General features: G+C 67.6%; 23 protein-coding genes and 2 tRNA genes. 14 read left to right on the forward strand and 11 right to left on the reverse strand.

Annotated elements, in window-relative coordinates:
* Positions 1-203: 203 nt before the first annotated feature.
* The 4 genes from der (at position 204) to moeB (ending at position 4,898) form a co-directional block, all read left to right on the forward strand.
* A complete protein-coding gene (gene der / locus GOY17_RS08195; protein WP_157029995.1) occupies positions 204-1,604 on the forward strand; it encodes a ribosome biogenesis GTPase Der in 1,401 nt (466 codons plus the stop codon).
* A gap of 319 nt (positions 1,605-1,923) precedes the next feature.
* Entirely contained in the window at positions 1,924-2,529 is a 606-nt protein-coding gene (mobA, locus tag GOY17_RS08200) for a molybdenum cofactor guanylyltransferase (RefSeq protein ID WP_157029996.1), read from the forward strand.
* Positions 2,526-3,743, forward strand: a complete 1,218-nt coding sequence (locus tag GOY17_RS08205; RefSeq protein ID WP_157029997.1) for a molybdopterin molybdotransferase MoeA — start codon at positions 2,526-2,528, stop codon at positions 3,741-3,743. The genes mobA and GOY17_RS08205 overlap by 4 nt, the downstream gene beginning before the upstream one ends.
* A gap of 18 nt (positions 3,744-3,761) precedes the next feature.
* Positions 3,762-4,898, forward strand: coding sequence for a molybdopterin-synthase adenylyltransferase MoeB (gene moeB, locus GOY17_RS08210; RefSeq protein ID WP_157029998.1), 1,137 nt, complete (start codon positions 3,762-3,764; stop codon positions 4,896-4,898).
* A 4-nt stretch (positions 4,899-4,902) separates the two neighbouring features.
* Here moeB and GOY17_RS08215 read toward each other — a convergent pair whose 3' ends face one another.
* Positions 4,903-5,682: an alpha/beta hydrolase gene (locus tag GOY17_RS08215; protein ID WP_157029999.1), complete on the reverse strand. Its 780-nt coding sequence runs from the start codon at positions 5,680-5,682 to the stop codon at positions 4,903-4,905.
* Positions 5,679-5,990, reverse strand: a complete 312-nt coding sequence (locus GOY17_RS08220; RefSeq protein ID WP_157030000.1) for a DUF1244 domain-containing protein — start codon at positions 5,988-5,990, stop codon at positions 5,679-5,681. The genes GOY17_RS08215 and GOY17_RS08220 overlap by 4 nt, the downstream gene beginning before the upstream one ends.
* Positions 5,991-6,100: 110 nt before the next feature.
* On the opposite strand from GOY17_RS08220, the gene folD reads away from it, so the two are divergent.
* From folD to guaA, 4 genes are all read left to right on the forward strand, one after another.
* A complete protein-coding gene (gene folD, locus GOY17_RS08225; RefSeq protein ID WP_115840488.1) occupies positions 6,101-7,006 on the forward strand; it encodes a bifunctional methylenetetrahydrofolate dehydrogenase/methenyltetrahydrofolate cyclohydrolase FolD in 906 nt (301 codons plus the stop codon).
* Between the two features lie 371 nt (positions 7,007-7,377).
* Entirely contained in the window at positions 7,378-8,835 is a 1,458-nt protein-coding gene (gene guaB / locus GOY17_RS08230; protein ID WP_157030001.1) for an IMP dehydrogenase, read from the forward strand.
* 4 nt (positions 8,836-8,839) lie between these two features.
* The gene (locus GOY17_RS08235) at positions 8,840-9,145 is read left to right on the forward strand and encodes a hypothetical protein (protein ID WP_157030002.1); all 306 of its coding nucleotides are present in this window, start codon (positions 8,840-8,842) and stop codon (positions 9,143-9,145) included.
* Complete coding sequence (gene guaA / locus GOY17_RS08240; protein WP_157030003.1) at positions 9,142-10,722, forward strand: glutamine-hydrolyzing GMP synthase; 1,581 nt, start codon at positions 9,142-9,144, stop codon at positions 10,720-10,722. The genes GOY17_RS08235 and guaA overlap by 4 nt, the downstream gene beginning before the upstream one ends.
* Before the next feature lie 70 nt (positions 10,723-10,792).
* On the opposite strand, the gene prpF is transcribed toward guaA, so the two are convergent.
* Genes prpF through acnD form a run of 4 tightly spaced genes read right to left on the reverse strand, consistent with a single transcriptional unit; the run spans position 10,793 to position 15,671 of the window.
* Entirely contained in the window at positions 10,793-11,980 is a 1,188-nt protein-coding gene (gene prpF / locus GOY17_RS08245) for a 2-methylaconitate cis-trans isomerase PrpF (protein WP_157030004.1), read from the reverse strand.
* 35 nt (positions 11,981-12,015) lie between these two features.
* Positions 12,016-12,552, reverse strand: coding sequence for a 2'-5' RNA ligase family protein (locus GOY17_RS08250; RefSeq protein WP_198173859.1), 537 nt, complete (start codon positions 12,550-12,552; stop codon positions 12,016-12,018).
* Complete coding sequence (locus GOY17_RS08255) at positions 12,549-12,998, reverse strand: SRPBCC family protein (RefSeq protein WP_157030006.1); 450 nt, start codon at positions 12,996-12,998, stop codon at positions 12,549-12,551. The genes GOY17_RS08250 and GOY17_RS08255 overlap by 4 nt, the downstream gene beginning before the upstream one ends.
* Positions 12,999-13,058: 60 nt before the next feature.
* Entirely contained in the window at positions 13,059-15,671 is a 2,613-nt protein-coding gene (acnD, locus tag GOY17_RS08260) for a Fe/S-dependent 2-methylisocitrate dehydratase AcnD (RefSeq protein WP_157030007.1), read from the reverse strand.
* Between the two features lie 205 nt (positions 15,672-15,876).
* Between acnD and tadA the strand changes: the two genes are divergently transcribed.
* The gene (tadA, locus tag GOY17_RS08265) at positions 15,877-16,395 is read left to right on the forward strand and encodes a tRNA adenosine(34) deaminase TadA (protein WP_157031649.1); all 519 of its coding nucleotides are present in this window, start codon (positions 15,877-15,879) and stop codon (positions 16,393-16,395) included.
* 15 nt (positions 16,396-16,410) lie between these two features.
* Here the strand turns inward: tadA and GOY17_RS08270 are convergent, their stop codons facing one another.
* A complete protein-coding gene (locus GOY17_RS08270; RefSeq protein ID WP_157030008.1) occupies positions 16,411-16,893 on the reverse strand; it encodes a DUF2721 domain-containing protein in 483 nt (160 codons plus the stop codon).
* Positions 16,894-16,979: 86 nt separating this feature from the next.
* Between GOY17_RS08270 and orn the strand changes: the two genes are divergently transcribed.
* A complete protein-coding gene (gene orn / locus GOY17_RS08275) occupies positions 16,980-17,555 on the forward strand; it encodes an oligoribonuclease (protein WP_115840480.1) in 576 nt (191 codons plus the stop codon).
* 3 nt (positions 17,556-17,558) lie between these two features.
* Here the strand turns inward: orn and GOY17_RS08280 are convergent, their stop codons facing one another.
* Together GOY17_RS08280 and ppsA are read right to left on the reverse strand one after the other, a co-directional pair.
* Positions 17,559-18,605: a mechanosensitive ion channel family protein gene (locus tag GOY17_RS08280; RefSeq protein WP_115840479.1), complete on the reverse strand. Its 1,047-nt coding sequence runs from the start codon at positions 18,603-18,605 to the stop codon at positions 17,559-17,561.
* A gap of 89 nt (positions 18,606-18,694) precedes the next feature.
* Entirely contained in the window at positions 18,695-21,079 is a 2,385-nt protein-coding gene (gene ppsA / locus GOY17_RS08285; protein WP_157030010.1) for a phosphoenolpyruvate synthase, read from the reverse strand.
* A gap of 190 nt (positions 21,080-21,269) precedes the next feature.
* On the opposite strand from ppsA, the gene ppsR reads away from it, so the two are divergent.
* The 4 genes from ppsR (at position 21,270) to GOY17_RS08305 (ending at position 22,973) form a co-directional block, all read left to right on the forward strand.
* The gene (gene ppsR, locus GOY17_RS08290) at positions 21,270-22,091 is read left to right on the forward strand and encodes a posphoenolpyruvate synthetase regulatory kinase/phosphorylase PpsR (RefSeq protein WP_115840477.1); all 822 of its coding nucleotides are present in this window, start codon (positions 21,270-21,272) and stop codon (positions 22,089-22,091) included.
* A 136-nt stretch (positions 22,092-22,227) separates the two neighbouring features.
* Entirely contained in the window at positions 22,228-22,740 is a 513-nt protein-coding gene (locus GOY17_RS08295; protein ID WP_115840990.1) for a DUF1249 domain-containing protein, read from the forward strand.
* Positions 22,741-22,788: 48 nt separating this feature from the next.
* A tRNA-Ala gene (locus GOY17_RS08300) sits at positions 22,789-22,864 on the forward strand.
* Between the two features lie 33 nt (positions 22,865-22,897).
* Positions 22,898-22,973 (forward strand) — tRNA-Glu (locus tag GOY17_RS08305).
* A 216-nt stretch (positions 22,974-23,189) separates the two neighbouring features.
* Here the strand turns inward: GOY17_RS08305 and cueR are convergent.
* Positions 23,190-23,729 carry a Cu(I)-responsive transcriptional regulator gene (gene cueR, locus GOY17_RS08310; RefSeq protein WP_157030011.1) on the reverse strand — a complete coding sequence of 180 codons (540 nt, stop codon included), beginning with the start codon at positions 23,727-23,729 and terminating at the stop codon, positions 23,190-23,192.
* Positions 23,730-23,746: 17 nt separating this feature from the next.
* On the reverse strand, positions 23,747-26,170 hold the full coding sequence (locus GOY17_RS08315; RefSeq protein ID WP_157030012.1) for a heavy metal translocating P-type ATPase: 2,424 nt from the start codon (positions 26,168-26,170) through the stop codon (positions 23,747-23,749).
* Between the last annotated feature and the right edge of the window lie 51 nt (positions 26,171-26,221).

Below are 26,221 nucleotides of genomic sequence, written 5' to 3' on the forward strand. Positions count from 1 at the left end.
CAGCACACGACGAACGGCCCGGGCGAGAGTCCGGGCCGTTTTTCATGTGGATTGCGGGCCCGGTTTCCCTTTTTTCGCCCGGCCCGTCATCATGCCGTACCCCGATGACCCACGGACCGGGCCCGAAGCCGGCCGCCGCGCGGCTTCCCGTCGCCCGGCACGGCGCTCCGCTCCCGTTCCCCCATCCCGCACCGGTTCCCAGCATGCTTCCGCTCGTCGCCCTCGTTGGCCGTCCCAACGTTGGAAAATCCACGCTGTTCAATGCGCTGACGCGCACCCGCGACGCCCTGGTCCACGACCAGCCGGGCGTCACGCGCGACCGCAACTACGGCGTGGCGCGGCCGGAGGGCAAGCGCCCGTTCGCCATCGTCGACACCGGCGGTATCGCCGGCGAGGACGAAGGACTGGCCGGCGCCACCGCGCGGCAGGCCCGTTCGGCAGCCGAGGAAGCCGACCTGGTGCTGTTCGTCGTCGACGGCCGCGAAGGCGCCTCGGCGCTGGATGACGACATCCTCGCCTGGCTGCGCAAGACCGCGCGCCCGGCGATGCTGGTGGTCAACAAGACCGACGGCCTCGACGCGCAGGCCGCGATCAACGAGTTCGCCCGCTACGGCATCACCGACGTCATCGCCGTGTCGTCGGCGCACCGCCAGGGCATCGACGAGCTGATCGACGCCGTACTCAAACGCGTGCCGGAAGAGGGCACGGCGACCGAACTGGACACCGATCCGTCGCGCATCCGCGTGGCCTTCATCGGTCGCCCGAACGTGGGCAAGTCGACGCTGGTCAACCGCCTGCTCGGTGAGGAGCGGATGATCGCCTCCGAGGTGCCGGGCACCACGCGCGATTCGGTTTCCATCGACATGGAGCGCGACGGCCGCCTGTACCGGCTGGTCGATACCGCCGGCGTGCGCCGCAAGGCGCGCGTGGAAGAGGCGGTGGAGAAGTTCTCGATCGTCAAGACGCTGCAGGCGATAGAGCAGTGCCAGGTGGCGGTGGTGATGCTCGACGCATCCGAGGGCATCACCGACCAGGACGCGACCGTGCTGGGCCTGGCACTCGACGCCGGACGCGCGCTGGTCGTCGCCGTCAACAAGTGGGACGGCCTGACCGATTACCAGCGCCAGCAGGCCGAAGCGCTGCTCACGCGCAAGCTAGGCTTCGTCGAATGGGCCGAAGCGGTGCGCATCAGTGCGAAGCACGGCTCGGGCCTGCGCGAACTGTTCCGCGCGATCCATCGTGCGCATGCTTCCGCCACGCACGAATTCAGCACCAGCGAAGTCAACAAGGCGCTGGAAGTCGCGTACGAAACCAACCCGCCGCCGACGGTGCGCGGCCACGTCGCCAAGCTGCGCTACGCCCATCCCGCGGCGAACAATCCGCCGACGTTCGTGGTGCACGGCACACGCCTGCGCACGCTGAGCGATACCTACAAGCGCTACCTCGAAAACTTCTTCCGCAAGCGCTTCAAGCTGGTCGGCACGCCGGTGCGCTTCGTCTTCAAGGAAGGCGCCAATCCGTACGAAGGCAAGAAGAACGTGCTCACCGAGCGGCAGGTCGCGAAGAAGCGCCGCATGATCCGCCACGTGAAGAAGGGTAAGTGACGCAGCGGCGCGCTCGCGCGTAGCGCGAACGCCTTTGCCGCTGCGTCATCCCGGCGAAGGCCGGGATCCAGGCCCGTAACGCTTCCGAGCCCGCAACGCGACTGCCTGTGCCAAACCCGTCATCCCGGCGAAAGCCGGGATCCAGGCCCGTAACGCTTCAGGCGCGGTTGCGTCATCCCGGCGAAAGCCGGGATCCAGACCCATAACGCTTCCGCGCACGCAGCGCGAAGGCCTGTACCGCTCCGTCATCGCGACCAAGGCCCGAATCCGGGCCCTTCGCACTCCCGGACGACAGCCGGCCGAGCCTTAAACTCCCCGAATGCCGCCCATCCCCGCCAGCGACATCACCCTGGGCATTCTCGCCGGTGGCCGCGCGAGCCGCCTTGGCGGTATCGACAAGGCGTGGCTGCAGCGCGACGGCGTCGCGCAGGTCGAGCGCTGGCGGCGGCGTTTCGCCACTGAAATCGCCGACGTGCTGATCAGCGCGAACCGCGGGCACGAACGCTTTGAGCGCCTCGGCCTTCGCGCCGTGGCCGATCGCCACGACGACGATCTCGGTCCGCTCGCCGGCCTAGACGCATTGGCCGCCGCCTGCGACACGCCATGGTTGCTGACGCTCCCCGTCGATCTGGTCGGCGTGAACGACTGCCTAGTCCCCAGCCTGAGTGCCGCCGCGAGCGCGCACGGCGCATACGCCGTGGACGACGACGGCCCGCAGCCGCTCGTCGCGCTGTGGCCGGCGGCGCCCTTGCGCGAGGCCGCGGCGCGCGCCATCGCCGCGAACGACCTGGCGATCCATTCGCTGCAACGCCAGCTGCGCATGGTCGCCATCCGACTGGACGGCGTACGCTTCGGCAACCTCAACACGCCGCAGGACCTCGCCGCCGCCGGCGCGGTGCCCGGCGAAACCGACTCCCCCGCATGACCGACTTCCCGACCCAGCTCGCCTTCGACGACGCCGTCGCGATCATCCGCGACGTCGCGGCAAAGCACCGCCTCGATACCGAAACCCTGCCGCTCTCGCGCACGCACGGGCGCATCCTCGCCACCGACGTGCACGCGCCCATTGCGCTGCCGCCGTTCGACAACAGCGCCATGGACGGCTTCGCGCTGCGCCATGCCGATCTTCGCGAAGGCGAGACGACGCTGCGCCTGATCGACGAACAGTTCGCCGGCCGCGCCCGCGAGATCCGCGTGGGCGAGGGCGAATGCGTGCGCATCACGACCGGGGCGCCGATGCCCGCCGGTGCCGATACCGTCGTCATCAAGGAAAACACGCGCGTCGACGGTGACCGCGTGGTTGTCCTGACGCCGCCCGATGCTGGCGCGAACCTGCGCCGCGAAGGCGAGGACGTGCGGGCTGGCGAATGCGTGCTGCAGGCCGGCAAGCGCCTCACGCCTGCGCGCGTGTCGCTCGCCGCATCGCTCGGCGTGCCGTCGCTCACGGTGTTCCGCAAGCCGACGGTGGCGGTGTTCAGCAGCGGCGACGAACTCGTCGAACCCGGGCTGTCGCTCGCGCCCGGCGAGATCTACGACAGCAATCGCGAACTGCTCATGGGCCTGCTGCGCGCCGAAGGCCTGGAGCCGACTGCGTGGCCGCGACTGCCCGACGATCCGAAACAGGTGGAGATCGCGCTGCGCGATGCGGGCTGCGCGTTCGACCTGATCGTCACCTGCGGCGCCGTTTCGGCGGGCGAGAAGGACCACATCCCGGCGGTCGTGCAGCAGTTCGGCCAAGTGCATTTCTGGAAGGTGCGCATGAAGCCGGGCATGCCGGTGCTGTTCGGCAGTCTCGATCAGGCGCGCGTGCTGGCGTTGCCGGGCAATCCCGTGTCGGTGTTCGCGACGTTCCTGGGCTTCGGCCGTACGCTCATCGACGCCCTGCAGGGCCGCACGGAACCGCGCCCGGTCGAGCGCGCCCAGCTCGTGGCGCCGATCGAGAAATCCCACGCGCGCCGCGAATTCCAGCGCGCCACGGTGTTCTGCGATGAGCACGGCGTGCTGCGCGCCGATCCGAATCCCGCGGTCGGTTCGCATCGCTTGCGCGCGGTCGGCGAGTCCAACGCGTTGATCGTGGTACCGGATGGACCGCAGCGTTTGGCGGCCGGCACCGTCGTGGAGGTCCTGCGTTACGCGTGAGGGGGGGATAATCGGGTCATGAACACTGCCGCCCAGATCGAACTCATCGCTCCCGCCGACGCCCTGCGCCGCCAGCGCGAGGGCGCGGTGATCGTGGACGTGCGCGAATCGCACGAGCGCGCCACAGGTTTCGCTGAAGGCGCGCTCGGCATCGCACGCGGCGATCTGGAAGCCGATCCGCAGGCCGCGTTGCCCGATCGGGGCGCCGACGTGCTGGTGATCTGCCAGTCGGGCGCGCGCTCGATGAAGGCCGCGCAGGCGCTCCACGCCGCCGGCTACACACGCGTGGCATCGGTCGACGGCGGCACGGCGCGCTGGATCGCCGAAGGCCTGCCGATCACCCGCGACGAACGCGACTTCGATTTCTACGACCGCTATTCGCGCCACCTGCGCCTGCCGGAAGTCGGCGAAGCAGGGCAGCGCAAACTCCAGGCCGCGCGCATCGCGATGGTCGGCGCGGGCGGGCTGGGTTCGCCGGCGGCGTTCTACCTGGCCGCCGCAGGCGTGGGCACGATCGTGCTGGCCGACGATGACATCGTCGATCGCAGCAACCTGCAGCGGCAGATCCTGCATACCGAAGACCGCATCGGCGTGCCGAAGGTCGAATCGGCGCGGATTGCGCTGGCGGCGCTGAATCCGACGGTCCACATCGAGACGTTCCAGGAGCGCATCACCGCCGCAAACGTCGAGCAGCTGATCGAAGGCGCCGACGTCGTCGTCGATGGCGCCGACAACTTCCCCGTGCGTTACCTGCTCAACGACGCCTGCGTGAAGCTCGGCAAGCCGCTGGTCTACGGCGCCGTGCACCGTTTCGAAGGGCAGGTGAGCGTGTTCGATGCCGGGCGCCATCGCGGCCACGCGCCGTGCTATCGCTGCCTGTTCCCCGAGCCGCCGCCGCCGGAAGCTGCGCCCAATTGCGCCGAAGCCGGCGTGCTGGGTGTGTTGCCAGGCGTGATCGGCCTGCTGCAGGCGACCGAGGCGATCAAGCTGGTCCTTGGCGCCGGCGCGCCGCTTGCCGGTCGGCTGCTCCACTTCGACGCAATGGGGATGCGGTTTCGCGAAACGCGGCTGTCGGCCGATCCGGATTGCCCGGTGTGCGCTGCCGGACGCGACTTCCCGGGCTACATCGACTACGCGAAATTCTGCGCGGCCTGACGCGTCAGCGCAGGAAGTCCGCTAAGGCTTGCTCGAACTCGGGATTGCCGCTGATCGTGTTGTGCCCGGCCTGCGGCAGGTCGACGACTTTCGGCGGCTTGCCCAGCGCGGCGATCAGCCGGTTGGTGTTGGCCGGCGGCACGACGGTGTCGAGCGCGGCACGTATGACCATCACGTCGCCCTCGTAGCCGCGCAGGCGGTCGATCGAATCGAAGCGGTCGCGAAGGATCCAGCGGATCGGCAGGGCCGGGTAGTGCACCCGCGCCACCGCGGCGAGGCTGTCGAACGGGGCGATCAGCACCAGCTGCGACACATCCCGCTGGCTCGCGACGTAACTGGCGACGCCGCTGCCGAGGCTGGAGCCGATCACCGCGATGGGCTGGTTCGGATGGCGCGAACGCACTTCGTCGAACAGTGCGAGCGCGTCGCCGAGCAGCGCAGCCTCGCTGGGCACGCCGCCGCTTGCGCCATAGCCGCGGTACGACACCAGGTACACGGGGCGGTCGGGCAGCAGGCGGTCCAGCATCTCGCGCCGGTTCTGGATGCCTTCGGCATTGCCGCCGAAATAGATCACCGGCCGCGACGCCTGCGGATGCAGCACCCAGCCGTGCAGCTGGACGTCGTCGCGCGCCAGCGTGAAATCTGTCTGCGCGACGTCGATGCGCGTGCCTTCGGGCAGGTAGATGAGATCGCGCTGCTTGGAGAACAGCCACGCGACCACGCCGGCGTAGCCGATCACCGGCAGCGCCGCCCAGCCAAGCCACTGGCGGCGCACGAAGCTCATTGCGCGTGACGGCGTTGCGCCGCCTCGAATGCGGCCACCTGCTCGGGCGTCGCCTCGCGCTGGTGCTGCGCCTTCCACTGCGCGAACGGCATGCCGTAGATCGCCTCACGCGCCTCGTCCTTCGTCATCGTGATGCCGCGCTGCTCGGCGCCCTCGCGGTACCAGTCAGCCAGGCAGTTGCGGCAGAAGCCGGCGTTGATCATCAGGTCGATGTTCTGCACGTCGGGGCGTTCCTGGAGCAGGTGCTGGAGCAGGCGCCGGAAGGCGGCGGCCTCGATCTGGGTGGTTTCGAAATCGGGTTCGGTCATGGGGACTGTCTTCGTTCCGGAGCGGGGGAGCCGGGAGCCTGCGGAACGGGCCGGCCTTCCGGGATGGCTTGAGCGATAATGCCCGGCCCGAATGTACTCCAGCCCAAGGCATGACCGTCTCCACGACCCAGGCACCGGCCCGCATTCTCGACGGCAAGCGCATCGCCGAAGACCTGCTCGATACGCTCAAGAGCCGCGTCGACGCGCGCGTCGCCTCCGGCAAGTCGCGCCCGGGGCTGGCGGTCGTGCTGGTCGGCAACGATCCGGCGTCCAGCGTCTACGTGAAGAACAAACGGCGTGCGGCGCAGAAAGTGGGCATCCGCGCGATCGACTACGACCTGCCGGCCGACACGGGCAACCAGGAGCTGCTGGCGCTGATAGACACGCTCAACGCCGATCCCGACGTGCACGGCATCCTCGTGCAGCTCCCATTGCCGGACCGTCGCGACGCGACCGAGCTGATTCACCGCATCGACCCGCGCAAGGACGTGGACGGCTTCCATCCTGAAAACGTCGGCCACCTCGCGCTGCGCCAGTTCGGCCTGCGCCCATGCACGCCGCGGGGCATCACGACGCTGCTGGCGTACACCGACCGCCCGGTGCGCGGCCAGAGCGCCACGATCGTGGGCGTCTCCAACCACGTCGGCCGGCCGATGGCGCTGGAGCTGCTGATCGCCGGCTGCACCGTCACCAGCTGCCACAAGTTCACGCCGCCCGAGGTCCTCGAAGCCTCCATCCGCAACGCCGACATCCTCGTGGTCGCGGTGGGTCGCCCGGGCCTGATCCCGGGTGAATGGGTGAAGCCGGGCGCGGTGGTGATCGACGTGGGCATCAACCGCCTCGATGACGGCCGCCTGGTGGGCGACGTCGGCTTCGAAGCCGCCGCCCAGCGCGCCAGCTGGATCACGCCGGTCCCGGGCGGCGTAGGCCCGATGACCGTCGCCACGCTGATGCAGAACACGCTGGAAGCGGCGGAGGCGGCGGATTCGGGGCAGGGGTGGCACGCGGTGAAGTAGCCCCGCAGCGCTGCTCGGTTGAAACGACCGGTTACGCTTTCGCCTCGTTGCCCCTCACCCCAACCCCTCTCCCGGAGGGAGAGGGGCGCCGAGCGTCTCGCCGAAGTCCGGCTTTTGCCCCAGCCCCTAAGTTAGGGGCGGTCGCGGCGGAGCCGCGAGGGGCGGGTATGGAGCACGTGTGGGACGTGATTTGCGCAGCAAATCCCGTCTTGCGCGGGAGTGGCCGCAGGTCACGAGTGCGATTTGCGAAGCAAATCGCGTCAAGCGCGACCGGCAGCCTCAGTAGAACGACTTGTCCCGGCGCGAAGCAGGCGTGAGGGACGCCAGACACGCTACAATGTCGCGCTTCATCCGCCTCCCGGCCCCCGCCCATGCTGCGCATCCAGGCTGAAGCACTGACCTACGACGACGTTTCGCTCGTCCCGGCCCACTCGACGGTCCTGCCCAAGGACGTCTCGCTCACCACCCGCCTCACCCGCGACCTGAACATCCGGCTGCCGATCCTCTCGGCCGCGATGGACACCGTCAGCGAAGCGCGCCTGGCCATCGCCATGGCCCAGCTCGGCGGCATCAGCATCATCCACAAGAACATGAGCCTGGAAGCCCAGGCGGCGCAGGTCGCGCAGGTCAAGAAGTTCGAGGCCGGCGTGATCAAGGAGCCCTTCACCGTCGGGCCCGACACGACGATCGGCGAAGTCCTCAAGCTCACCCGCGCGCGCAACATCTCCGGCGTCCCGGTGGTGGAAGGCGGCCAGCTGATGGGCATCGTCACCAGTCGCGACATGCGCTTCGAGAAGAAGCTCGACGATCCGGTCCGCCACATCATGACCAAGAAGGACCGCCTGGTGACGGTGCGCGAAGGCGCCACCGACGAGGAAGTCCTGAGCCTGCTTCACAAGCACCGCATCGAGAAGGTGCTGGTGGTCAACGACGGCTTCGAGCTGCGCGGCCTGATCACCGTGAAGGACATCCAGAAGAAGTCGGACAACCCCAACGCCGCCTACGACACCAGCGAACGCCTGTTGGTCGGTGCGGCCGTGGGTGTCGGCGGCGACACCGAGGCCCGCGTGGAAGCGCTCGCCGCGGCCGGCGTGGACGTGGTCGTGGTCGATACCGCGCACGGCCATTCGCAGGGCGTGCTCGATCGCGTCAACTGGGTGAAGAAGAACTTCCCGCAGCTGCAGGTCATCGGCGGCAACATCGTCACCGGCGATGCCGCGCTCGCGCTGATGGACAACGGCGCCGACGCGGTGAAGGTCGGCGTCGGCCCGGGCTCGATCTGCACCACGCGCATCGTCGCGGGTGTCGGCGTGCCGCAGGTCACCGCGGTGGCGATGGTCGCTGAAGCGCTGCAGGACCGCATCCCGCTGATCGCCGACGGCGGCATCCGCTATTCGGGCGACATCGGCAAGGCCATCGTCGCGGGCGCCTCGACGGTGATGATCGGCGGCCTGTTCGCCGGCACCGAGGAAGCGCCGGGCGAAGTCGAACTGTTCCAGGGCCGCAGCTACAAGAGCTACCGCGGCATGGGTTCGCTGGGCGCGATGGAGCAGGGTTCGAAGGACCGCTATTTCCAGGACGCCTCCGACGCCGACAAGCTCGTGCCCGAAGGCATCGAAGGCCGCGTCCCGTATCGCGGCCCGCTGCGCAACGTCGTGCACCAGCTCGCCGGCGGCCTGCGCGCCACGATGGGCTACGTCGGCTGCGCGAGCATCGAGGACATGCGCAAGAAGCCCAGCTTCGTGCGCATCACCAACGCCGGCGCGCGCGAGAGCCACGTGCACGACGTCCAGATCACGAAGGAACCGCCGAACTATCGGGCGAGTTGAGGACGTGGAGCGGCTCGGCGGACTACTTCTCGTTGCTGCTCCTTTCCTCGCCGCCGGCGCGATCGGCCTGATCTTCCCTCGCGCCTGGCAACGTGTACTGGGCGCAGGAATAGGCAGCGCAGCGGCGTTCGCTGGTTATATGTATTTCACGCAACGCGATTTCGCACGGCATTTCGCAGGTTCTACGCTTCGTGTCGCCGATCCGATGACGACCGCGCTTGAAACTGCCCTGATTGCTTTCCCGATCGGCCTTAGCGTCGGGCTGACATTGCACCTCATCGCCAGCTTCATCCGGAACAAAGAACCATGACCGCCACGTCGACGCACGATCTGCACGCAGACAAGATCCTCATCCTCGATTTCGGCGCGCAGTACACGCAGCTGATCGCCCGCCGCATCCGCGAGATCGGCGTCTACTGCGAAATCTGGGCGTGGGACCACGATCCGGCGGAGATCGCGGCGTTCGGTGCGAAGGGCATCATCCTGTCGGGCGGTCCCGAATCGACGACGGAAGAAGGTGCGCCCCGCGCCCCGCAGGAAGTCTTCGATTCGAACCTGCCGATCCTGGGCATCTGCTACGGCATGCAGACGCTCGCCGCGCAGCTGGGCGGCGCGACCGAAGCGGCCGACGCGCGCGAATTCGGCCACGCTGAAGTCGAACTCGTCGCGCACGACGCGCTGCTGGGCGGGCTGACCGACCACGACGGCGAGCCGCGCATCGACGTGTGGATGAGCCACGGCGACCACGTCGCCAAGGCGCCGCCGGGCTGGACCGTCACCGCCGTCACCGACCGCATTCCGGTCGCCGCGATGGCCCGCGAGGACAAGCGCTGGTACGGCGTGCAGTTCCATCCGGAAGTCACGCACACCAAGCAGGGCCAGACGCTGCTGCGCCGCTTCGTCGCCGACATCTGCGGCTGCAAGACGCTGTGGACCGCGGCCAACATCATCGAGGACCAGATCGCCCGCGTGCGCGAGCAGGTCGGCTCGGACGAGGTAATCCTCGGCCTGTCCGGCGGCGTGGATTCCTCCGTCGTCGCCGCGCTGCTGCACAAGGCGATCGGCGAACAGCTCACCTGCGTGTTCGTCGACACCGGCCTGCTGCGCTGGAACGAAGGCGACCAGGTGATGGCGATGTTCGCCGAGCACATGGGCGTGAAGGTCGTGCGCGTGAACGCCGCCGACCGCTACTTCAAGGCGCTGGCCGGCGTCGAGGATCCCGAAGCCAAGCGCAAGATCATCGGCAACCTGTTCGTCGAGATCTTCGACGAGGAGTCGGCCAAGCTCGCCAACGCCAAGTGGCTGGCGCAGGGCACGATCTACCCGGACGTGATTGAGTCGGCCGGCAGCAAGACCGGCAAGGCGCACGTCATCAAGAGCCACCACAACGTCGGTGGCCTGCCGGAAGACATGAAGCTGCGCCTGGTCGAGCCGCTGCGCGAGCTGTTCAAGGACGAAGTGCGCCGCCTCGGCGTCGAACTCGGCCTGCCGCGCGCGATGGTCTACCGCCATCCGTTCCCGGGCCCGGGCCTGGGCGTGCGCATCCTCGGCGAAGTGAAGCGCGAATACGCCGAACTGCTGGCGCGTGCCGACCACATCTTCATCGACGAACTGCGCAAGGCCGACCTGTACGACCGCACCAGCCAGGCGTTCGCCGTGTTCCTGCCGGTGAAGTCGGTGGGCGTGGTCGGCGACGCGCGTGCCTACGAATGGGTGATCGCGTTGCGTGCAGTGGAAACCATCGACTTCATGACCGCGCACTGGGCGCACCTGCCTTACGACTTCCTCGGCCGCGTGTCCAACCGCATCATCAACGAACTGCGCGGCGTCTCGCGCGTGGTGTACGACATCAGCGGCAAGCCGCCGGCGACGATCGAGTGGGAGTGATCCCGCTGCGATGAGGCAAAATGAAAAGCCCCGCGAAAGCGGGGCTTTTCTTATCCGCATTGGCGCGACGTCAGAACGAATCGCCCGGAACCCGCACCGCGCCTTCCATCAGCACGCGCGCGCTGCGGCTCATGATCGCCTTGGTCACAGTCCACTGGCCGCCCACGAGTTGCGCCTGCGCCCCCACGCGCAGCGTGCCGGACGGATGCCCGAAGCGCACCGCCTCGCGCTCACCGCCGCCCGCGGCGAGGTTCACCAGCGTGCCGGGGATCGATGCCGCGGTGCCGATCGCCACCGCCGCCGTGCCCATCATCGCGTGGTGCAGCTTGCCCATCGACAGTGCGCGGACGTGCAGGTCGATGTCAGCGGCCGCGATGTGCTTGCCGCTGGAGGCGGTGTAGTCCTGCGCCGGCGCGACGAAGGCGACCTTCGGCGTGTGCTGGCGCGTGGCGGCCTGCTCGATGCGTTCGATCAGCCCCATGCGCACCGCGCCGTGCGCGCGGATGGTCTCGAACATCGCCAGCGTCTTCGGGTTGTCGTTGATGGCCGGCTGCAGCTCGGTACCGGTGAAGCCCAGGTCCGACGCATCGAGGAAGATCGTCGGGATGCCCGCGTTGATCAGCGTCGCCTTGAACGTACCGACGCCGGGAACCTCGAGCTCGTCGACGAGGTTGCCGGTCGGGAACATCGCGCCGCCGCCTTCGCCATCGTCGGACGGGTCGAGGAACTCCAGCTCGATCTCGGCTGCCGGGAAGGTAACGCCATCCAGCTCGAAGTCGCCGGTTTCCTGCACTTCGCCGTTCGTGACCGGCACGTGCGCGACGATGGTCTTGCCGATGTTCGCCTGCCAGATGCGCACCGTGACGACGCCGTCGCGCGGGATCCGCGCCGGATCGATGAAGCCGTTGGCGATGGCGAACGGCCCGACCGCCGAGCTGAGGTTGCCGCAGTTGCCGCTCCAGTCGACGAAAGCGGTGTCGATCGACACCTGGCCGTAGAGGTAATCGACGTCGTGCCCGGGCTGTGACGACGTCGAGATGATCACGCACTTGCTCGTGCTCGACGTCGCGCCGCCCATGCCGTCGGTGTGCTTGCCGTACGGATCGGGCGAGCCGATCACGCGCATCAGCAGCGCATCGCGCGCCGGGCCGGGAACGCGCGCTCGCTCGGGCAGGTCGTCGAGGCGGAAGAACACCCCCTTGCTGGTGCCGCCGCGCATGTAGGTGGCGGGAATGCGGATCTGGGGGGCGTGGGTCATCGGTTTTGTTCCGTACGTGCGGATAGCGGTGAATGTCAGAACAGGTCCGCTTGGCTCGGCGGAGCTAAGGCCCAGCGTTCCAGCGTCGTGTAACGGTAAGGCTTGCCACCGGCCTGCACGAGTTCGATCTCGGTCACTTGCCACGAAATCGGACGGATCGAGACGGATCCGTGTAAGGGCCGTGGTGCATGGTAGGCCAGCGTGATGTGCGGACGGTGCGCGCCCGGATCGTCAATTCCTTCCCTCGACAGAACGGAGCGGAGGGACGAAAGCAGCGCAGCGAAAGCGGGCGGGTTGCCGTGCATGCGGAGATGCCACTGATCGTTTTGCGGCACGACGCGGTTGATCACCATCTCGAAGGACACAGCGGTCAGCGACGCCATCGCGCTGGCGGCGGCGAATCGGGCCGTAATGGGGTGCTTTTGAGACAGCGATTGATGCCAGTTCGACGACGGCCAGCGCGCCAGCGCATCCGCGAGTCCATGTGCGTGGAGCTCCGCCTCGAGCGCTTCGCGCAACGAGGCGGTAGGTCTAGCGATAAGAAGGATCTCGTCCTGCACGCGTCCGCTCACGCCCCGTCCGGAATCTCGGGCTCCACCAGCTTCGCCAGCATCTCCAGCGATTCCTGCCAGCCGAGGTAGCAGAACTCGACCGGGATCGCGTCCGGGACGCCCTTCTGCACGATGCTCACCTCGGTGCCGCACATGACGGTCTTCAGCGTGACGTCGACTTCCATCGTGCCGGGCATGTCGGGGTTTTCGAACTGGTCGTCGTAGCGCAGCTTCTCGCCAGGGACCATCTCGCGATACGTGCCGCCGAAGGAATGGCTGCCGCCGGTGCCGAAGTTGGTGAACGACATGCGGTAGCTGCCGCCCACGCGCGCGTCCATCGCATGGACTTCGCCGGTGAAACCATGCGGCGGGAGCCACTTCACCATCGCCGCCGGCGTGATGAAGGCGCGGTAGATGCGTTCGGCAGGCGCGCGGATCACGCGGTGCAGGGTGACGGTTCCGGGCATTTCGCTACTCCTTGCGTGGTGGAAGAGGTGCGTGTTGCGAAAGGGGAACCGGCGCGGCGATCAGGCCGCGCGCGCCGAGGATTCCAGGAAGTCCTGCGCGAAGCGCTGCAGCACGCCGCCGGCCTCGTAGATCGACACTTCCTCGTCGCTGTCGAGGCGACAGGTGACCGGCACTTCCACGCGCTCGCCATCGCGGCGATGGATGACCAGCGTGAGGTCGGCGCGCGGCTTGCGCTCGCCGGTGACGTCGAAGGTCTCCGTGCCGTCGATACGCAGCACGGTGCGGTTGAAGCCCGGCTTGAACTCCAGCGGCAGCACGCCCATGCCGATCAGGTTGGTGCGGTGGATGCGCTCGAAACCCTCCGCGACGATCGCTTCGACGCCCGCCAGGCGCACGCCCTTGGCCGCCCAGTCGCGCGAGGAACCCTGGCCGTAATCGGCGCCGGCGATGATGATCAGCGGCTGGCGACGCTCCATGTAGGTCTCGATCGCTTCCCACATGCGGACGACCTGGCCATCCGGCTCGATGCGCGCCAGCGATCCCTTCTTCACTTCGCCATTGACGACGGCCATTTCGTTCACGAGCGTCGGATTGGCGAACGTCGCGCGCTGCGCGGTGAGGTGGTCGCCGCGATGCGTCGCGTACGAATTGAAGTCCTCTTCCGGCAGGCCCATCTTGTGCAGGTATTCGCCGGCGGCGCTGTTCATCAGGATCGCGTTGGACGGCGACAGATGGTCGGTCGTGATGTTGTCGCCGAGCACGGCGAGCGGACGCAGGCCGCGCAACGTGCGCTCGCCGGCCAGCGCGCCTTCCCAGTACGGCGGACGACGGATGTAGGTGCTCTGCGGGCGCCAGTCGTACAGCGGGCTCACGCGTTCGCCGTGTTCGACGCGGATGTTGAACATCGGCTCGTACACGCGGCGGAACTGCTCGGGCTTCACGCTCTGCGCGACGATGGCGTCGATTTCCTCGTCGCTCGGCCAGATGTCCTTCAGCGTGACCGGCTTGCCGTCGGCGTCCAGGCCCAGCGCGTCGCGTTCGATGTCGAAACGCACGGTACCTGCGATGGCATAGGCGACCACCAGCGGCGGCGAGGCGAGGAAGGCCTGCTTCGCGTACGGATGGATGCGTCCGTCGAAGTTGCGGTTGCCCGAGAGCACGGCCGTCGCGTACAGGTCGCGGTCGATGATTTCCTGCTGGATCGCCGGATCCAGCGCGCCCGACATGCCGTTGCACGTCGTGCAGGCGAAGGCGACGATGCCGAAGCCGAGCTTCTCCAGTTCCGGGAGCAGCTTCGCGTCTTCCAGGTACAGCTGCACGGCCTTGGAACCCGGGGCAAGCGAGGTCTTCACCCAGGGCTTGCGCGTCAGCCCCCGCGCGTTCGCATTGCGCGCGAGCAGCGCGGCGGCGATGACGTTGCGCGGATTGCTGGTGTTCGTGCAACTGGTGATGGCGGCGATGATCACCGCGCCATCGGGCATCAGGCCTTGCGCTTCCTGCGCGAGCGCCGCATCGAGGTTCACCGCGATGCCGCGCTCGGCCAGGTTCGACGTCGGCAGGCGCTTGTGCGGATTCGACGGGCCGGCCATGTTGCGCACGACGCTCGACAGGTCGAACGTCAGCGTGCGCTCGTACTGCGCGTGCGCGAGATCGTCGGCCCACAGTCCTGCGGTCTTCGCATAGGTTTCCACCAGCTTCACCTGCGCGTCGTCGCGGCCGGTGAGTCGCAGGTACTCCAGCGTCTGGTCGTCGATGAAGAACATCGCCGCGGTTGCGCCGTACTCGGGCGCCATGTTCGAAATCGTCGCGCGATCGCCCAGCGTCAGGCTCGATGCGCCTTCGCCGCGGAATTCCAGGTACGCGCCGACGACCTTTTCCTTGCGCAGGAATTCGGTCAGCGCGAGCACGATGTCGGTGGCGGTGATGCCCGGCTGGCGCTTGCCGGTGAGTTCGACGCCGATGATGTCCGGCAGGCGCATCCACGACGCGCGGCCGAGCATGACGTTCTCCGCTTCCAGACCGCCCACGCCAATCGCGATGACGCCCAGCGCATCGACGTGCGGCGTGTGGCTGTCGGTGCCGACGCAGGTGTCAGGAAACGCGACGCCGCCCTGCGCCTGGATGACCGGGGACATCTTCTCCAGATTGATCTGGTGCATGATCCCGTTGCCCGGCGGGATCACGTCGATGTTCTCGAACGCGCGCTTGGTCCACTCGATGAAATGGAAGCGGTCTTCGTTGCGGCGATCCTCGATGGCGCGGTTCTTCGCGAACGCATCGGGGTCGTAGCCGCCGCATTCGACGGCGAGCGAATGGTCGACGATCAGCTGCACCGGCACGACCGGGTTCACCTTCGCCGGATCGCCGCCCTGGTCGGCGATGGCGTCGCGCAGGCCGGCGAGGTCGACCAGCGCGGTCTGGCCGAGGATGTCGTGGCACACCACGCGCGCCGGGAACCAAGGGAAGTCGAGGTCGCGGCGGCGTTCGATGAGCTGCTTCAGCGACGCGACCAGCGTGGTCGGATCGCAGCGACGCACCAGGTTCTCGGCCAGCACGCGCGAGGTGTAGGGCAGTCCCGCCCAGGCGCCGGGCTGGATGGCTTCGACCGCTTCGCGCGCGTCGAAATACTCCAGCGACGTGCCGGGAAGCGGTTTGCGGTGTTGGGAGTTCATGGGCGTGGAATTCATGGACGAAGCGCGGTCCTGGAGTGGCGGGCGGCCGTGGCGCGGGGCCGTCGGTGGCTGGCTGTCCGCGCAGGCGCGGGGAACGCCAATTTTAGCGGTTTCAGGCGCGTGAAGGCTGATCGAATACGGCATGACGTGCCCGAAATCCCGATGCGACGTGGCACGGCCGCGCGGCCTCGGGCATCCTGTCGCGATGGTTCAGGAAACGACGAACGCGCAGCCCGTGGACGACACGGACGTGCGCTGGATGCGCCACGCGATGGCGCTGGCCGAACGCGCGCAGCGCGAGGACGACGAGATCCCGGTCGGCGCCGTGCTGGTGTCCGCCGACGGGCAGGTGCTGGGCGAGGGCTGGAATCGCAACATCACGCTGCGCGACCCCACCGCGCACGCCGAAATCGTGGCGATGCGCGAGGCTGGCCAGCGTCTTGGCAACCACCGCCTGCTCGGTTCGACGCTTTACGTGACGCTGGAGCCGTGCGCGATGTGCGCGATGGCGATGGTGCACGCACGCGTCGCCCGGGTCGTGTACGGCGCGAGCGACCCGAAGACGGGCGCGGCCGGCAGCGTCTTCGACCTGCTGGCCGATCCACGCCACAACCACCGCGTGCAGGTCACCGGCGGTGTGCTGGGCGAGGAATCGGGCGCGAAGCTGACGGCGTATTTCAGGAACAAGCGGGGCAAGGGCGCGCCTGCGCCGCCGCAGGAGTAGGGCGCTCGCGCGACCTCACTCCTTCACTTCGAGCCTGTCCTTCTCCAGCTGCTCGTTCAACTCGCGGTCCAGCATCCGCAAGCCCAGCGTCGCCTCGTAACCCAGGCACACGGACGCGGCGAACATCAGCAGCACGCCGACCACCGCCAGTCCCGTCGGCACCAGGTCGAGCCGGTAGCCGAAGAACGCGTCCACCGCGATGCCCAGGCTCGTGCCGACGAAGGCGCTGATCGAGGCGTAGAGCATGCGCACCGCGGCGAGCACCAGGTACGAACGACGCCGGTGGGTCGCGATGCGCGCTTCCTGCTCCACGCGCGCCGGGCCTTGCGGGAGGCCGCGGAGGATCTCGATATCCGCGCGCATCCGGTCGACGACACGCGCGAGGCGGTTGTTCGACGAGATCTGCAGGGAACTGGCGGCGGTGAGGAAGAACGCCGGGGTGATCATCGCCGAGACGACGGCGTAGTGCGTGGGATCGATCGCGACGGGTGAGGGCATGTAGCGTTTCCGTTCCGTGAGCGCGGCGCGAAGCCGCGGGGCGGGCTGGCTGTATGATGCGCCGGTCCTCATTCCAGTGCGAGCGCATGGCGGCCGTCCCTTCTCCGAACGACGAACACCTGATCTGGATCGACCTCGAAATGACGGGTCTGGATACCGATCGCGATTCCATCCTGGAGATCGCCACGGTGGTGACCGACAAGCAGCTCAACGTGCTGGCCGAAGGCCCGGAACTGGCGATCTCGCATCCGCTGTCGCGACTGGAAGCGATGGATGAGTGGAACCGCAACCAGCACGGCCGTTCGGGCCTGTGGCAGCGCGTGCTCGACAGCCGCGTCGACATCGCCCAGGCGGAGCAGCAGACGCTGGAATTCCTGCAGAACTGGGTGCCGGCGGGCAAGTCGCCGATGTGCGGCAACTCGATCTGCCAGGACCGCCGTTTCCTCCACCGCCTGATGCCGCGGCTGGAAAAGCATTTCCACTACCGCAACCTCGACGTCAGCACGATCAAGGAACTCGCGCGCCGCTGGGCGCCCGACGTGCTGGCCGGCGTCAACAAGGACGCCCGCCACACCGCGCTGAGCGACGTGCGCGACTCCATCGCCGAACTGCGCCACTACCGCGGCTTCATGGGTCGCCTCGGCGGCGACGCGCACGAGTAACGCTTAGCGCTGGTCCGGCTGCGACTGCTGGTCGGGCGAGGGCGACGGGCTCGGCGATTGCTGATCGGGTGACGACTGCGCGGTATCGGTAACGCCGGCCGCGCTGGCTGCCGACGATTGGACCGCTTCGAGCACACGCCGCTGCGCACGGATGTCGCGCTGCGCCTGCTGGATGCTGATGCCGGCCTTGTCGAACGCCTTCTTGATGCGCTCGTTGAGGTCGCACTTGGTCGCGAAGTGGTCGGCGTTGCTCACGTGGCAACGCACGCCCAGGCGCACCGCGATGTCGGCCAGCTCATACACGACGACGTCGGGCGCAGGCGTGTCGAGGATGCGCTTGTCGGCCTGCATGATGTCCATGATCGCCGCGCGCGCCACGTCGATGTCGTCCTCGTAGCTGATGCCGATGACCAGTTCGATGCGACGGCGTGTGTCGGGCGTGAGGTTGATGATCGGGGCGGTGGTGATCAGGTTGTTCGGGAGCACGATCGTCTGGTTGTCCGCACCGCGCAGCTGGGTCTGGAAGATGCGGACCATTTCCACCGTGCCGCTGCTGCCGCCGATCTGCACCACGTCGCCCACGCGGAACGGCTTCAGCGTCACCAGCATCACGCCGGAGGCGACGTTCGACAGCGAGTCCTTCAGTGCCAGGCCGATCGCCAGGCCGGCGGCGCCCATGATCGCGATGAACGACGTTGGCGCCACCCCGAAGAAGCCCTGCAGGATCGCCAGCAGCAGCACGATCATCAGCGCGATGTAGAGCACGCGGCCGATGAACTGCGACGAGGTCGGTTCGACATGCGCGCGCGTCAAGGCGCGTCCGGCCGCGCGAACGGCCCACTTCGCCAAGTGCATGCCGATGTAGAACACCAGCAACGCGCCGCCGAGCTTGATGCCGACGTCCATCGCCCAGCCCCAGAACTGCTCGGCAGTCATCAAGTGGAACGGCACGTCGGGGTCGAACTGACGGGTGAGGTTCGACAGCGAATCCTGCACTTCGGCCTGGGTCTTCGGATCGGCGAGCAAAGCAACCTCCTTGCGAACGCGCATGGATGCGCGATGTGCGTGAACGTCTACAAAATACGACGCCCCGCATAAGCGGGGCGTCGATGGCTCATCGCAGGGTACAGCGGGAGCCGTCAGGCTGCAGCCTTCTTCGCCTTGGCCTTCGCCAGTCGAAGCCACGTGTCGACCACGGTGTCGGGATTGAGCGACACCGATTCGATGCCCTGGTCCATCAGCCATTCGGCCAGATCCGGGTGGTCGCTCGGGCCCTGGCCGCAGATACCGACGTACTTGCCCTTCGCACGCGCGGACTTGATCGCCAGCGACAGCAGCTTCTTCACCGCCGGATCGCGCTCGTCGAAGAGCTTGGCGACGATGCCGGAGTCTCGGTCCAGGCCCAGCGTGAGCTGCGTCAGGTCGTTGGAGCCGATCGAGAAGCCGTCGAAGATCTCGAGGAATTCGTCGGCGAGCAGCGCGTTGGACGGCACTTCGCACATCATGATGATCTTCAGCCCGTCCTTGCCCTGTTCGAGGCCATTGGAACGCAGCACCTCGACCACCTTGCGGCCTTCCTCCAGCGTGCGCACGAACGGGATCATCACCCAGCAGTTGGTCAGGCCCATCTGCTCGCGCACCTTCAGCACCGCGCGGCATTCCAGCGCGAAGGCCTCGGTGAAGCTCGGGTCGACGTAACGGCTGGCGCCGCGGAAGCCGATCATCGGGTTCTCTTCATGCGGCTCGTAGCGCGAGCCGCCGATGAGGTTGGCGTACTCGTTGGACTTGAAGTCTGACAGGCGAACGATGACCGGATACGGCGCGAACGACGCGGTGATCGTCGCGATGCCTTCGGCCAGGCGGTCCACGTAGAAGTCGACCGGGCTGGCGTAGCCGGCCATCTTCTCGTCGATCTTCTTCTTCGTCGCCGCGTCCTGCTGGTCGTACTCCAGCAGCGCCTTGGGATGCACGCCGATGTGGCTGGCGATGATCATTTCCAGGCGTGCCAGGCCCACGCCCGCGTGCGGCAGCATCGCGAAGTCGAATGCGCGCTCGGGGTTGGCGACGTTCATCATCACCTTGAGCGGCGCCTCGGGCATCTTGTCGAGGTCGGCCACGTGGCGCTCGAAGGGCAGGGTGCCGGCGTAAATGAAACCGGTATCGCCTTCGGCGCAGCTGACGGTGACTTCCTGCCCGTCCTGGATCGTGTCCAGCGCGTTGCCCGTGCCGACGACCGCGGGTACGCCGAGTTCGCGCGCGATGATCGCCGCGTGGCAGGTGCGGCCGCCGCGGTTGGTGACGATCGCGGCGGAGCGCTTCATCACCGGCTCCCAGTCGGGATCGGTCATGTCGGCCACGAGCACGTCGCCCGGCTGCACGCGGTTCATGTCGGCCAGCGAGCGCACGACTCGCGCGACGCCGGTACCGATCTTCTGGCCGATGGCGCGGCCTTCGCACACGACCTCACCGCGCTGGGTGAGCTGGTAGCGCTCGATCTGCGTGGCATGGCCGCGCGACTTCACCGTCTCCGGACGCGCCTGCACGATGAAGAGCTTGCCGCTCACGCCGTCCTTCGCCCATTCGATGTCCATCGGGCGGCCGTAGTGCTTCTCGATCGTCAGCGCCTGGCGCGCGAGTTCGTGCACGTCCTCGTCGCTGATGGAGAACGTGTTGCGAAGTTCGGCCGGCGTTTCCTCGGTGCGCACGCGCTCGCCGGGCGTGTCGGAATAGACCATGCGCAGCTGCTTGGCGCCCATGCCGCGGCGCAGGATGGCCTGCTTGCCCTGCAGCAGCGTCGGCTTGTAGACGTAGAACTCGTCCGGATTCACCGCGCCCTGCACGACCATCTCGCCCAGGCCGTAGCTGGAAGTGATGAAGACGACGTCGCGGAAACCCGATTCGGTGTCGAGCGTGAAGAGCACGCCGGAGGAACCGACGTTCGAGCGCACCATCAGCTGCACGCCGGCCGAGAGGAACACGTCCTCGTGCTTGAAACCGTGGTGCACGCGGTAGGCGATCGCGCGGTCGTTGTAGAGCGAAGCGAAGACTTCCTTGACCTTGTGCACGACGTCGTCTGCACCGGTGACGTTGAGGAAGGTCTCCTGCTGGCCGGCGAAGGACGCGTCGGGCAGGTCTTCGGCGGTGGCGGAGGAACGAACGGCAACGGCGACGTCGCCGCCCCCGTTTTCGTCGCACAACTGCTTGTAGGCCTTGCGGATGTCGGCATCCAGCTCCGGCTGCAGCGGGGCGTCGATCACCCAGCCGCGGATCTCGGCGCCCGCGGCGGTAAGCGCGTTGACGTCCTCGACGTCGAGCGTCGCCAGCTTGTCGTAGATGCGCTGATGCAGGTCGTTATGCGCGATGAAGTCCTTGAAGGCTTCGGCAGTGGTCGCGTAGCCGCCGGGGACCGACACGCCAAGGTTCGCGAGGTTGCCGATCATCTCGCCGAGCGAGGAATTCTTGCCGCCGACGCGGGCCAGATCGGTGAGGCGCAGCGCGTGCAGCCAGAGGATGTTCTCGTTCAAGCGGGCGATCTCCAGGCAGTTACAGCAGGCAAGGACAGCAGGCGATTCGAAGGGAATGGCGGAACAAGGCCGGCGCGCCCAGGCGCGTGACGCGCAGCGATCCGGATATGATCGCCCGGGCGCCGGGGGCAGACAAGCTTGATTCATCGGCGTTTTTTGTATTGTGAACGCCCAGTTCAGGAGAAAACCGATGGCCGGCGTGCGTCCCGTCTTCTACGTATCCGATGGTACCGGTATCACCGCCGAGACCATCGGCCACAGTCTGCTGACCCAGTTCACCCAGACGCGCTTCGTGACCGACCGCATCCCGTTCGTCGACAGCGTCGAGCGCGCGCGTGAAGTGGGCGAGAAGATCCGCGTCGCCGCCGAGTCCTACGGTGTTCGCCCGGTGGTGATCAACTCGTGCATGGACGTCGATGTCAGCCACGCACTGGCCGAAAGCGGCGCGCTGATGCTCGACGTCTTTGCGCCCTTCATCGAACCGCTGGAACGCGAACTGGAACAGACGCGCGAACGGCGCATCGGCCAGGCACACGGCATGGTGGATTTCGACACCTACCACCGGCGCATCAACGCGATGAATTTCGCGCTGACGCACGACGACGGGCAGGCCATCAACTACGACGACGCGGACCTGGTCCTGGTCGCGGTTTCACGCGCGGGCAAGACGCCGACCTGCGTGTATCTGGCGCTGCATTACGGCGTGCGCGCGGCGAACTACCCGCTGACCGAGGAGGACCTGGAACACGACCGCCTGCCGCCGCGCCTGCGGCCGTATCGCAACAAGCTCTTCGGTTTGACGATCGATCCGGTCCGGCTGCAGCAGATCCGCCAGGAGCGCCGGCCGAACTCGCGCTACGCCCAGCTGGAAACCTGCAAGCGGGAAGTGGCGGCGGCCGAGGCGATGTTCCGTGCGGAGCGGATTTCGACCCTGAGCACGACCAATACCTCGATCGAGGAGATCTCGAGCAAGGTCCTGACCACGCTGGGGATCCATCGCGAGATGTTCTGAACGGCGCCGTAGCGGGAAAACCCCGGAAAACGCGCTCGCGAGGAACCCTTACCGTATGCCTGCCACCGGCGTGCGTCAACGCTGCCGCGGGGAGGTTGTGCCGTGTAGCATCGACTCCATATCGATGCCCATGCCCATGTCTCTCGCGACCCGCAAAGCACGCATTCCCCGCCTCAGCCGCTTCGGCTGGCTAATGGGGCTGTATGCCGAAAACCATGTCCGCTTCGCGCGCCTGTTTCCGTCGGAGGCGCTGGCGGTCGGCACGTACCACTCCAGCGTCGGCGACGGCCTGGATCTGCAGCTGGACGTGATCGAACGCCATCCGTACACGACGGAGCTGCGTCTGACGTACGCGATGCGCGATCCGGTCACCGGGGAGCAGGATCCGTCGGCGTATCTGCGGCTGTACCACGATGCGCGGCAGCTGGAAGTCACCAACTGCTACGTCGGTCGTCGCTGGCAGGACGTCATCGGGATGTATCCGCCGGCGGCGGAAGTGCTCGACCACCGCACGCGGATGAACACGTTTCTCGGAAAGTGGCTCGAGTATCTAGCGGAGCGGGGACATGGTGTGGCAACATTGCGCCCCGTTGACGCCGGTACCAGCACCGGCGGACGCGACGAAAAAAATCTGGCAGCGAACGCTTGACGACATCGCTGAACGCCCGCTAGAATTTTCGTCTTTCCAGCAGCACGTGGGGCCATAGCTCAGCTGGGAGAGCGCCTGCATGGCATGCAGGAGGTCGCCGGTTCGATCCCGGCTGGCTCCACCATCTCTTCGGAGATGATGCTGAAAAACCAGTTTTGTCCCCATCGTCTAGAGGCCTAGGACATTACCCTTTCACGGTAGCGACCGGGGTTCGAATCCCCGTGGGGACGCCAAATAGTGAAACGCAGCAGGGCTCCGGAAACGGGGCCCTGCTTCGTTGTGGGCGTCTGGTTTTCCGGATCGTGATGCGTGAGTAGCGATTGGCGATTGGCGATGAGGCGAGACAGGTTCGAATCAGCCGAGACGCAACGTCCTCATCTCCGCGAAAGCGGGGACCCACCGCCTTCCTTCCTGCGCTCCGTAATGCCTGCGAATACTCCGATCCGGGATTAACGCCCACCCACGCGACGCAACTGGTTCCCCGCTTCGAACGAAAGCGGCGCACCGTCCGGTTCGTGTCGTGATGGCAAATGCGCATCGCCTGCGCCGGTCGTCTTCGCCAGATCCTCCAGGATCGGACAGTCCGGTCGGTCGTCGCCGTGGCAGCGGCGCGCGAGATCCTGCAGCGTCCGCTGCATGGCCTGCATCTCGGCGATCTTCGTCGCCAGTTCGTCCACGTGCGATTCCGCCAGGCGCTTCACTTCGGCGCTCGCGCGGGAGCGATCGTCCCAGAGCCCCAGCAGCGCTTCGATCTGCTTGATCGAGAACCCCAGGCCGCGCGCACGACGAATGAAGCCCAGCCGATGCAGGTCGGCATCGTTGTAGAGGCGATACCCGGCGAACGTGCGATTGGGCGGCGGGATCAGGCCGATGCTTTCGTAGTGCCGGATCATCTTCGCGCTGACGCCGCTGTGCCGCGCGGCTTCGCCGATGTTGTGCAGGCCCTGCTGGCGTGCGTCGGCGAGTTCGGGTCTTGGCATCCGGGGCATGGTCGGCTCCTTGCGATTCAATCGTGCGAGTTCAAAAGGCGATGCGGGCGCCAGCGGCGCAGCAGCAGGGCGTTGGTGACGACGCTGACCGACGAGAACGCCATCGCGGCGCCGGCGATCACCGGGTCGAGCAGTCCAAACGCCGCCAGCGGAATGCCGACGACGTTGTAGATGAAGGCCCAGAAGAGGTTCTGGTGGATCTTTCGCGTCGTCCGGCGCGAGATCCCGATGGCATCGGCGACCAGCGCGGGTTCTGCGCGCATCAGCGTCACGCCGGCAGCGTGCATCGCGACGTCGGTGCCGCTGCCCATCGCGATGCCGACGTCGGCCGCGGCCAGGGCGGGCGCATCGTTGATGCCGTCGCCGACCATCGCCACCACGCCGTTGCCGCGCAGCCGTTCGATCGTCGCCGCCTTTTCTTCGGGCAGCACGTTGGCGCGCACGTCGTCGATGCCGAGCTGCGCGGCAATCGCACGCGCAGCGCCTTCCTGGTCGCCCGAGACCATCACCGTGCGCAGGCCCAGTGCGTGCAGTCGCGCGATGGCCTCGCGCGCACCCGGGCGGGGCGTATCGCGGAAGGCGAGCAGGCCGAGCAGGCGAGGGGAATGTTCGCGTTCTGCGACCGCGACCCACGACACCGTGTGCCCGCTGGCAAGCAGCGTTTCGGCGCGCGCGGACAGCAGCGCCAGATCGACGGCGGCCTCGCGCATCATCCGCTCGCTGCCGATGAGCACGTCGAGTGTGCCGATCCTTCCGCGCACGCCGCGTCCCGGTACCGCGCGGAGGTCGCTCGCGACGAGCGACGGCGCCTCGCCCGCGGCTTGCACCACGGCCGCCGAGAGCGGGTGTTCGCTGCCGCGCTGCACCGCGGCGGCGTGCGCGAGCAGCGACGACGTGTCGCCATCAAGCGCGATCGCTTCGACGAGCGTCGGCTTGCCCTGCGTCAGCGTTCCGGTCTTGTCGAAGGCAACGATGGCGATGCGCTGCGCCGTTTCGAGCGCCTGCGCGTCCTTGATCAGGATGCCGGCGCGCGCGGCGACGCCGGTTCCGGCCATGATGGCCGTGGGCGTCGCGAGCCCGAGCGCGCAAGGGCAGGCGATCACGAGCACCGCGACGGCGTTGAGCAGCGCGCCGCTCCAGTCGCCGGTCGCAAGTCCCCAGCCCAGCAGCGTGATGAAGGCGATGGCGATCACCACCGGTACGAACACGGCACTGACGCGATCGACGATGCGCTGGATCGGCGCCTTCTTCGCCTGCGCGTCCTCGACGAGCCGGATGATGCGCGCCAGCGCGCTTTCCGCGCCGATGGCTGTGGTTTCGACCACCACGCGGCCTTCGCCGTTGACCGCGCCGCCGGTGACGCGATCGCCTTCCGAACGCGCGACCGGCAACGACTCGCCCGTCAGCATGGATTCGTCGGCGTGCGTGCGTCCTTCCACGATGCGGCCGTCGACAGGAATGCGTTCGCCGGGCCGCACGACGACCTCGTCGCCGACGCGGACCTGCGCGAGCGGCATGTCGGTTTCCACGCCATTGCGACGAACCCGCGCGGTGGCCGGACGAAGCGCCTGCAGGGCGCGGATCGCGGCCGTCGTCTGGCGGCGCGCGCGCGTTTCCAGCCACTTTCCGAGCAGCACTAGCGCGATCACGACAGCGGACGCTTCGAAATACAGCGGGGCGTGATGGCCGCCGGCGATCAGGTGCCACACGCTCAATCCGTAGCCAGCGCTCGTACCGAGCGCGACCAGCAGGTCCATGTTGCCGCTGCGCGCCTTGAGTGCGTGCCAGCCGGCGCGATAGAAGCGAGCGCCCAGCCAGAACTGCACCGGCGTGGCCAGCGCGAACTGCACCCACCCCGGCAGCACCAGGTGTGCGCCGAAGGGCATCGCGAGCATCGGCAGCACCAGCGGCAGCGAGAACGCGAGCGCGAGCCAGAGGTGGCGGCGTTCGCGCGCGTCTGCCTTGTCCGCTTCGGCGTCACGCGAGTCGGTGGACGTCACGTCATCGATGTCGCCATCCGGCAAATGCGCGCGATAGCCCGCGGTCACGACGGCAGCGATGAGATCGTCGGCCGAAACATCCGGCAACGCGCGCACCTGGGCGCGTTCGGTCGCGAGATTGACGCTGGCGTCGATCACGCCCGGCACCGCGCGCAAGGCCTTCTCGACGCGGCCAGCGCACGAGGCACAGGTCATGCCGCCGATCGCCAGGTCTAGCGTGCGCTCGGGCACGCGATATCCGCTGCGCGAGACGGCATCGGCGAGGACGGTCGCGCCGACCTTGCCGTCGGTGGCGACATTGGCGGTCGCCGTCGCGAGGTTCACCTCGGCGCGAAATACGCCTGGAACGGCGGCGAGCGCGCGTTCGATGCGGCCCGCGCACGAGGCGCAAGTCATCCCGGCGATCGGCAGGCGCAGGTCGGCGGTGGCGGCGGTATTCATGCGGACTCCCTTCGACGGTTCGATGGAGGCAGCGTGGGCCTTCGCATGGTG

The sequence above is a fragment of the Lysobacter soli genome, from assembly GCF_009755585.1.
Lineage (GTDB): Bacteria > Pseudomonadota > Gammaproteobacteria > Xanthomonadales > Xanthomonadaceae > Lysobacter_J > Lysobacter_J soli.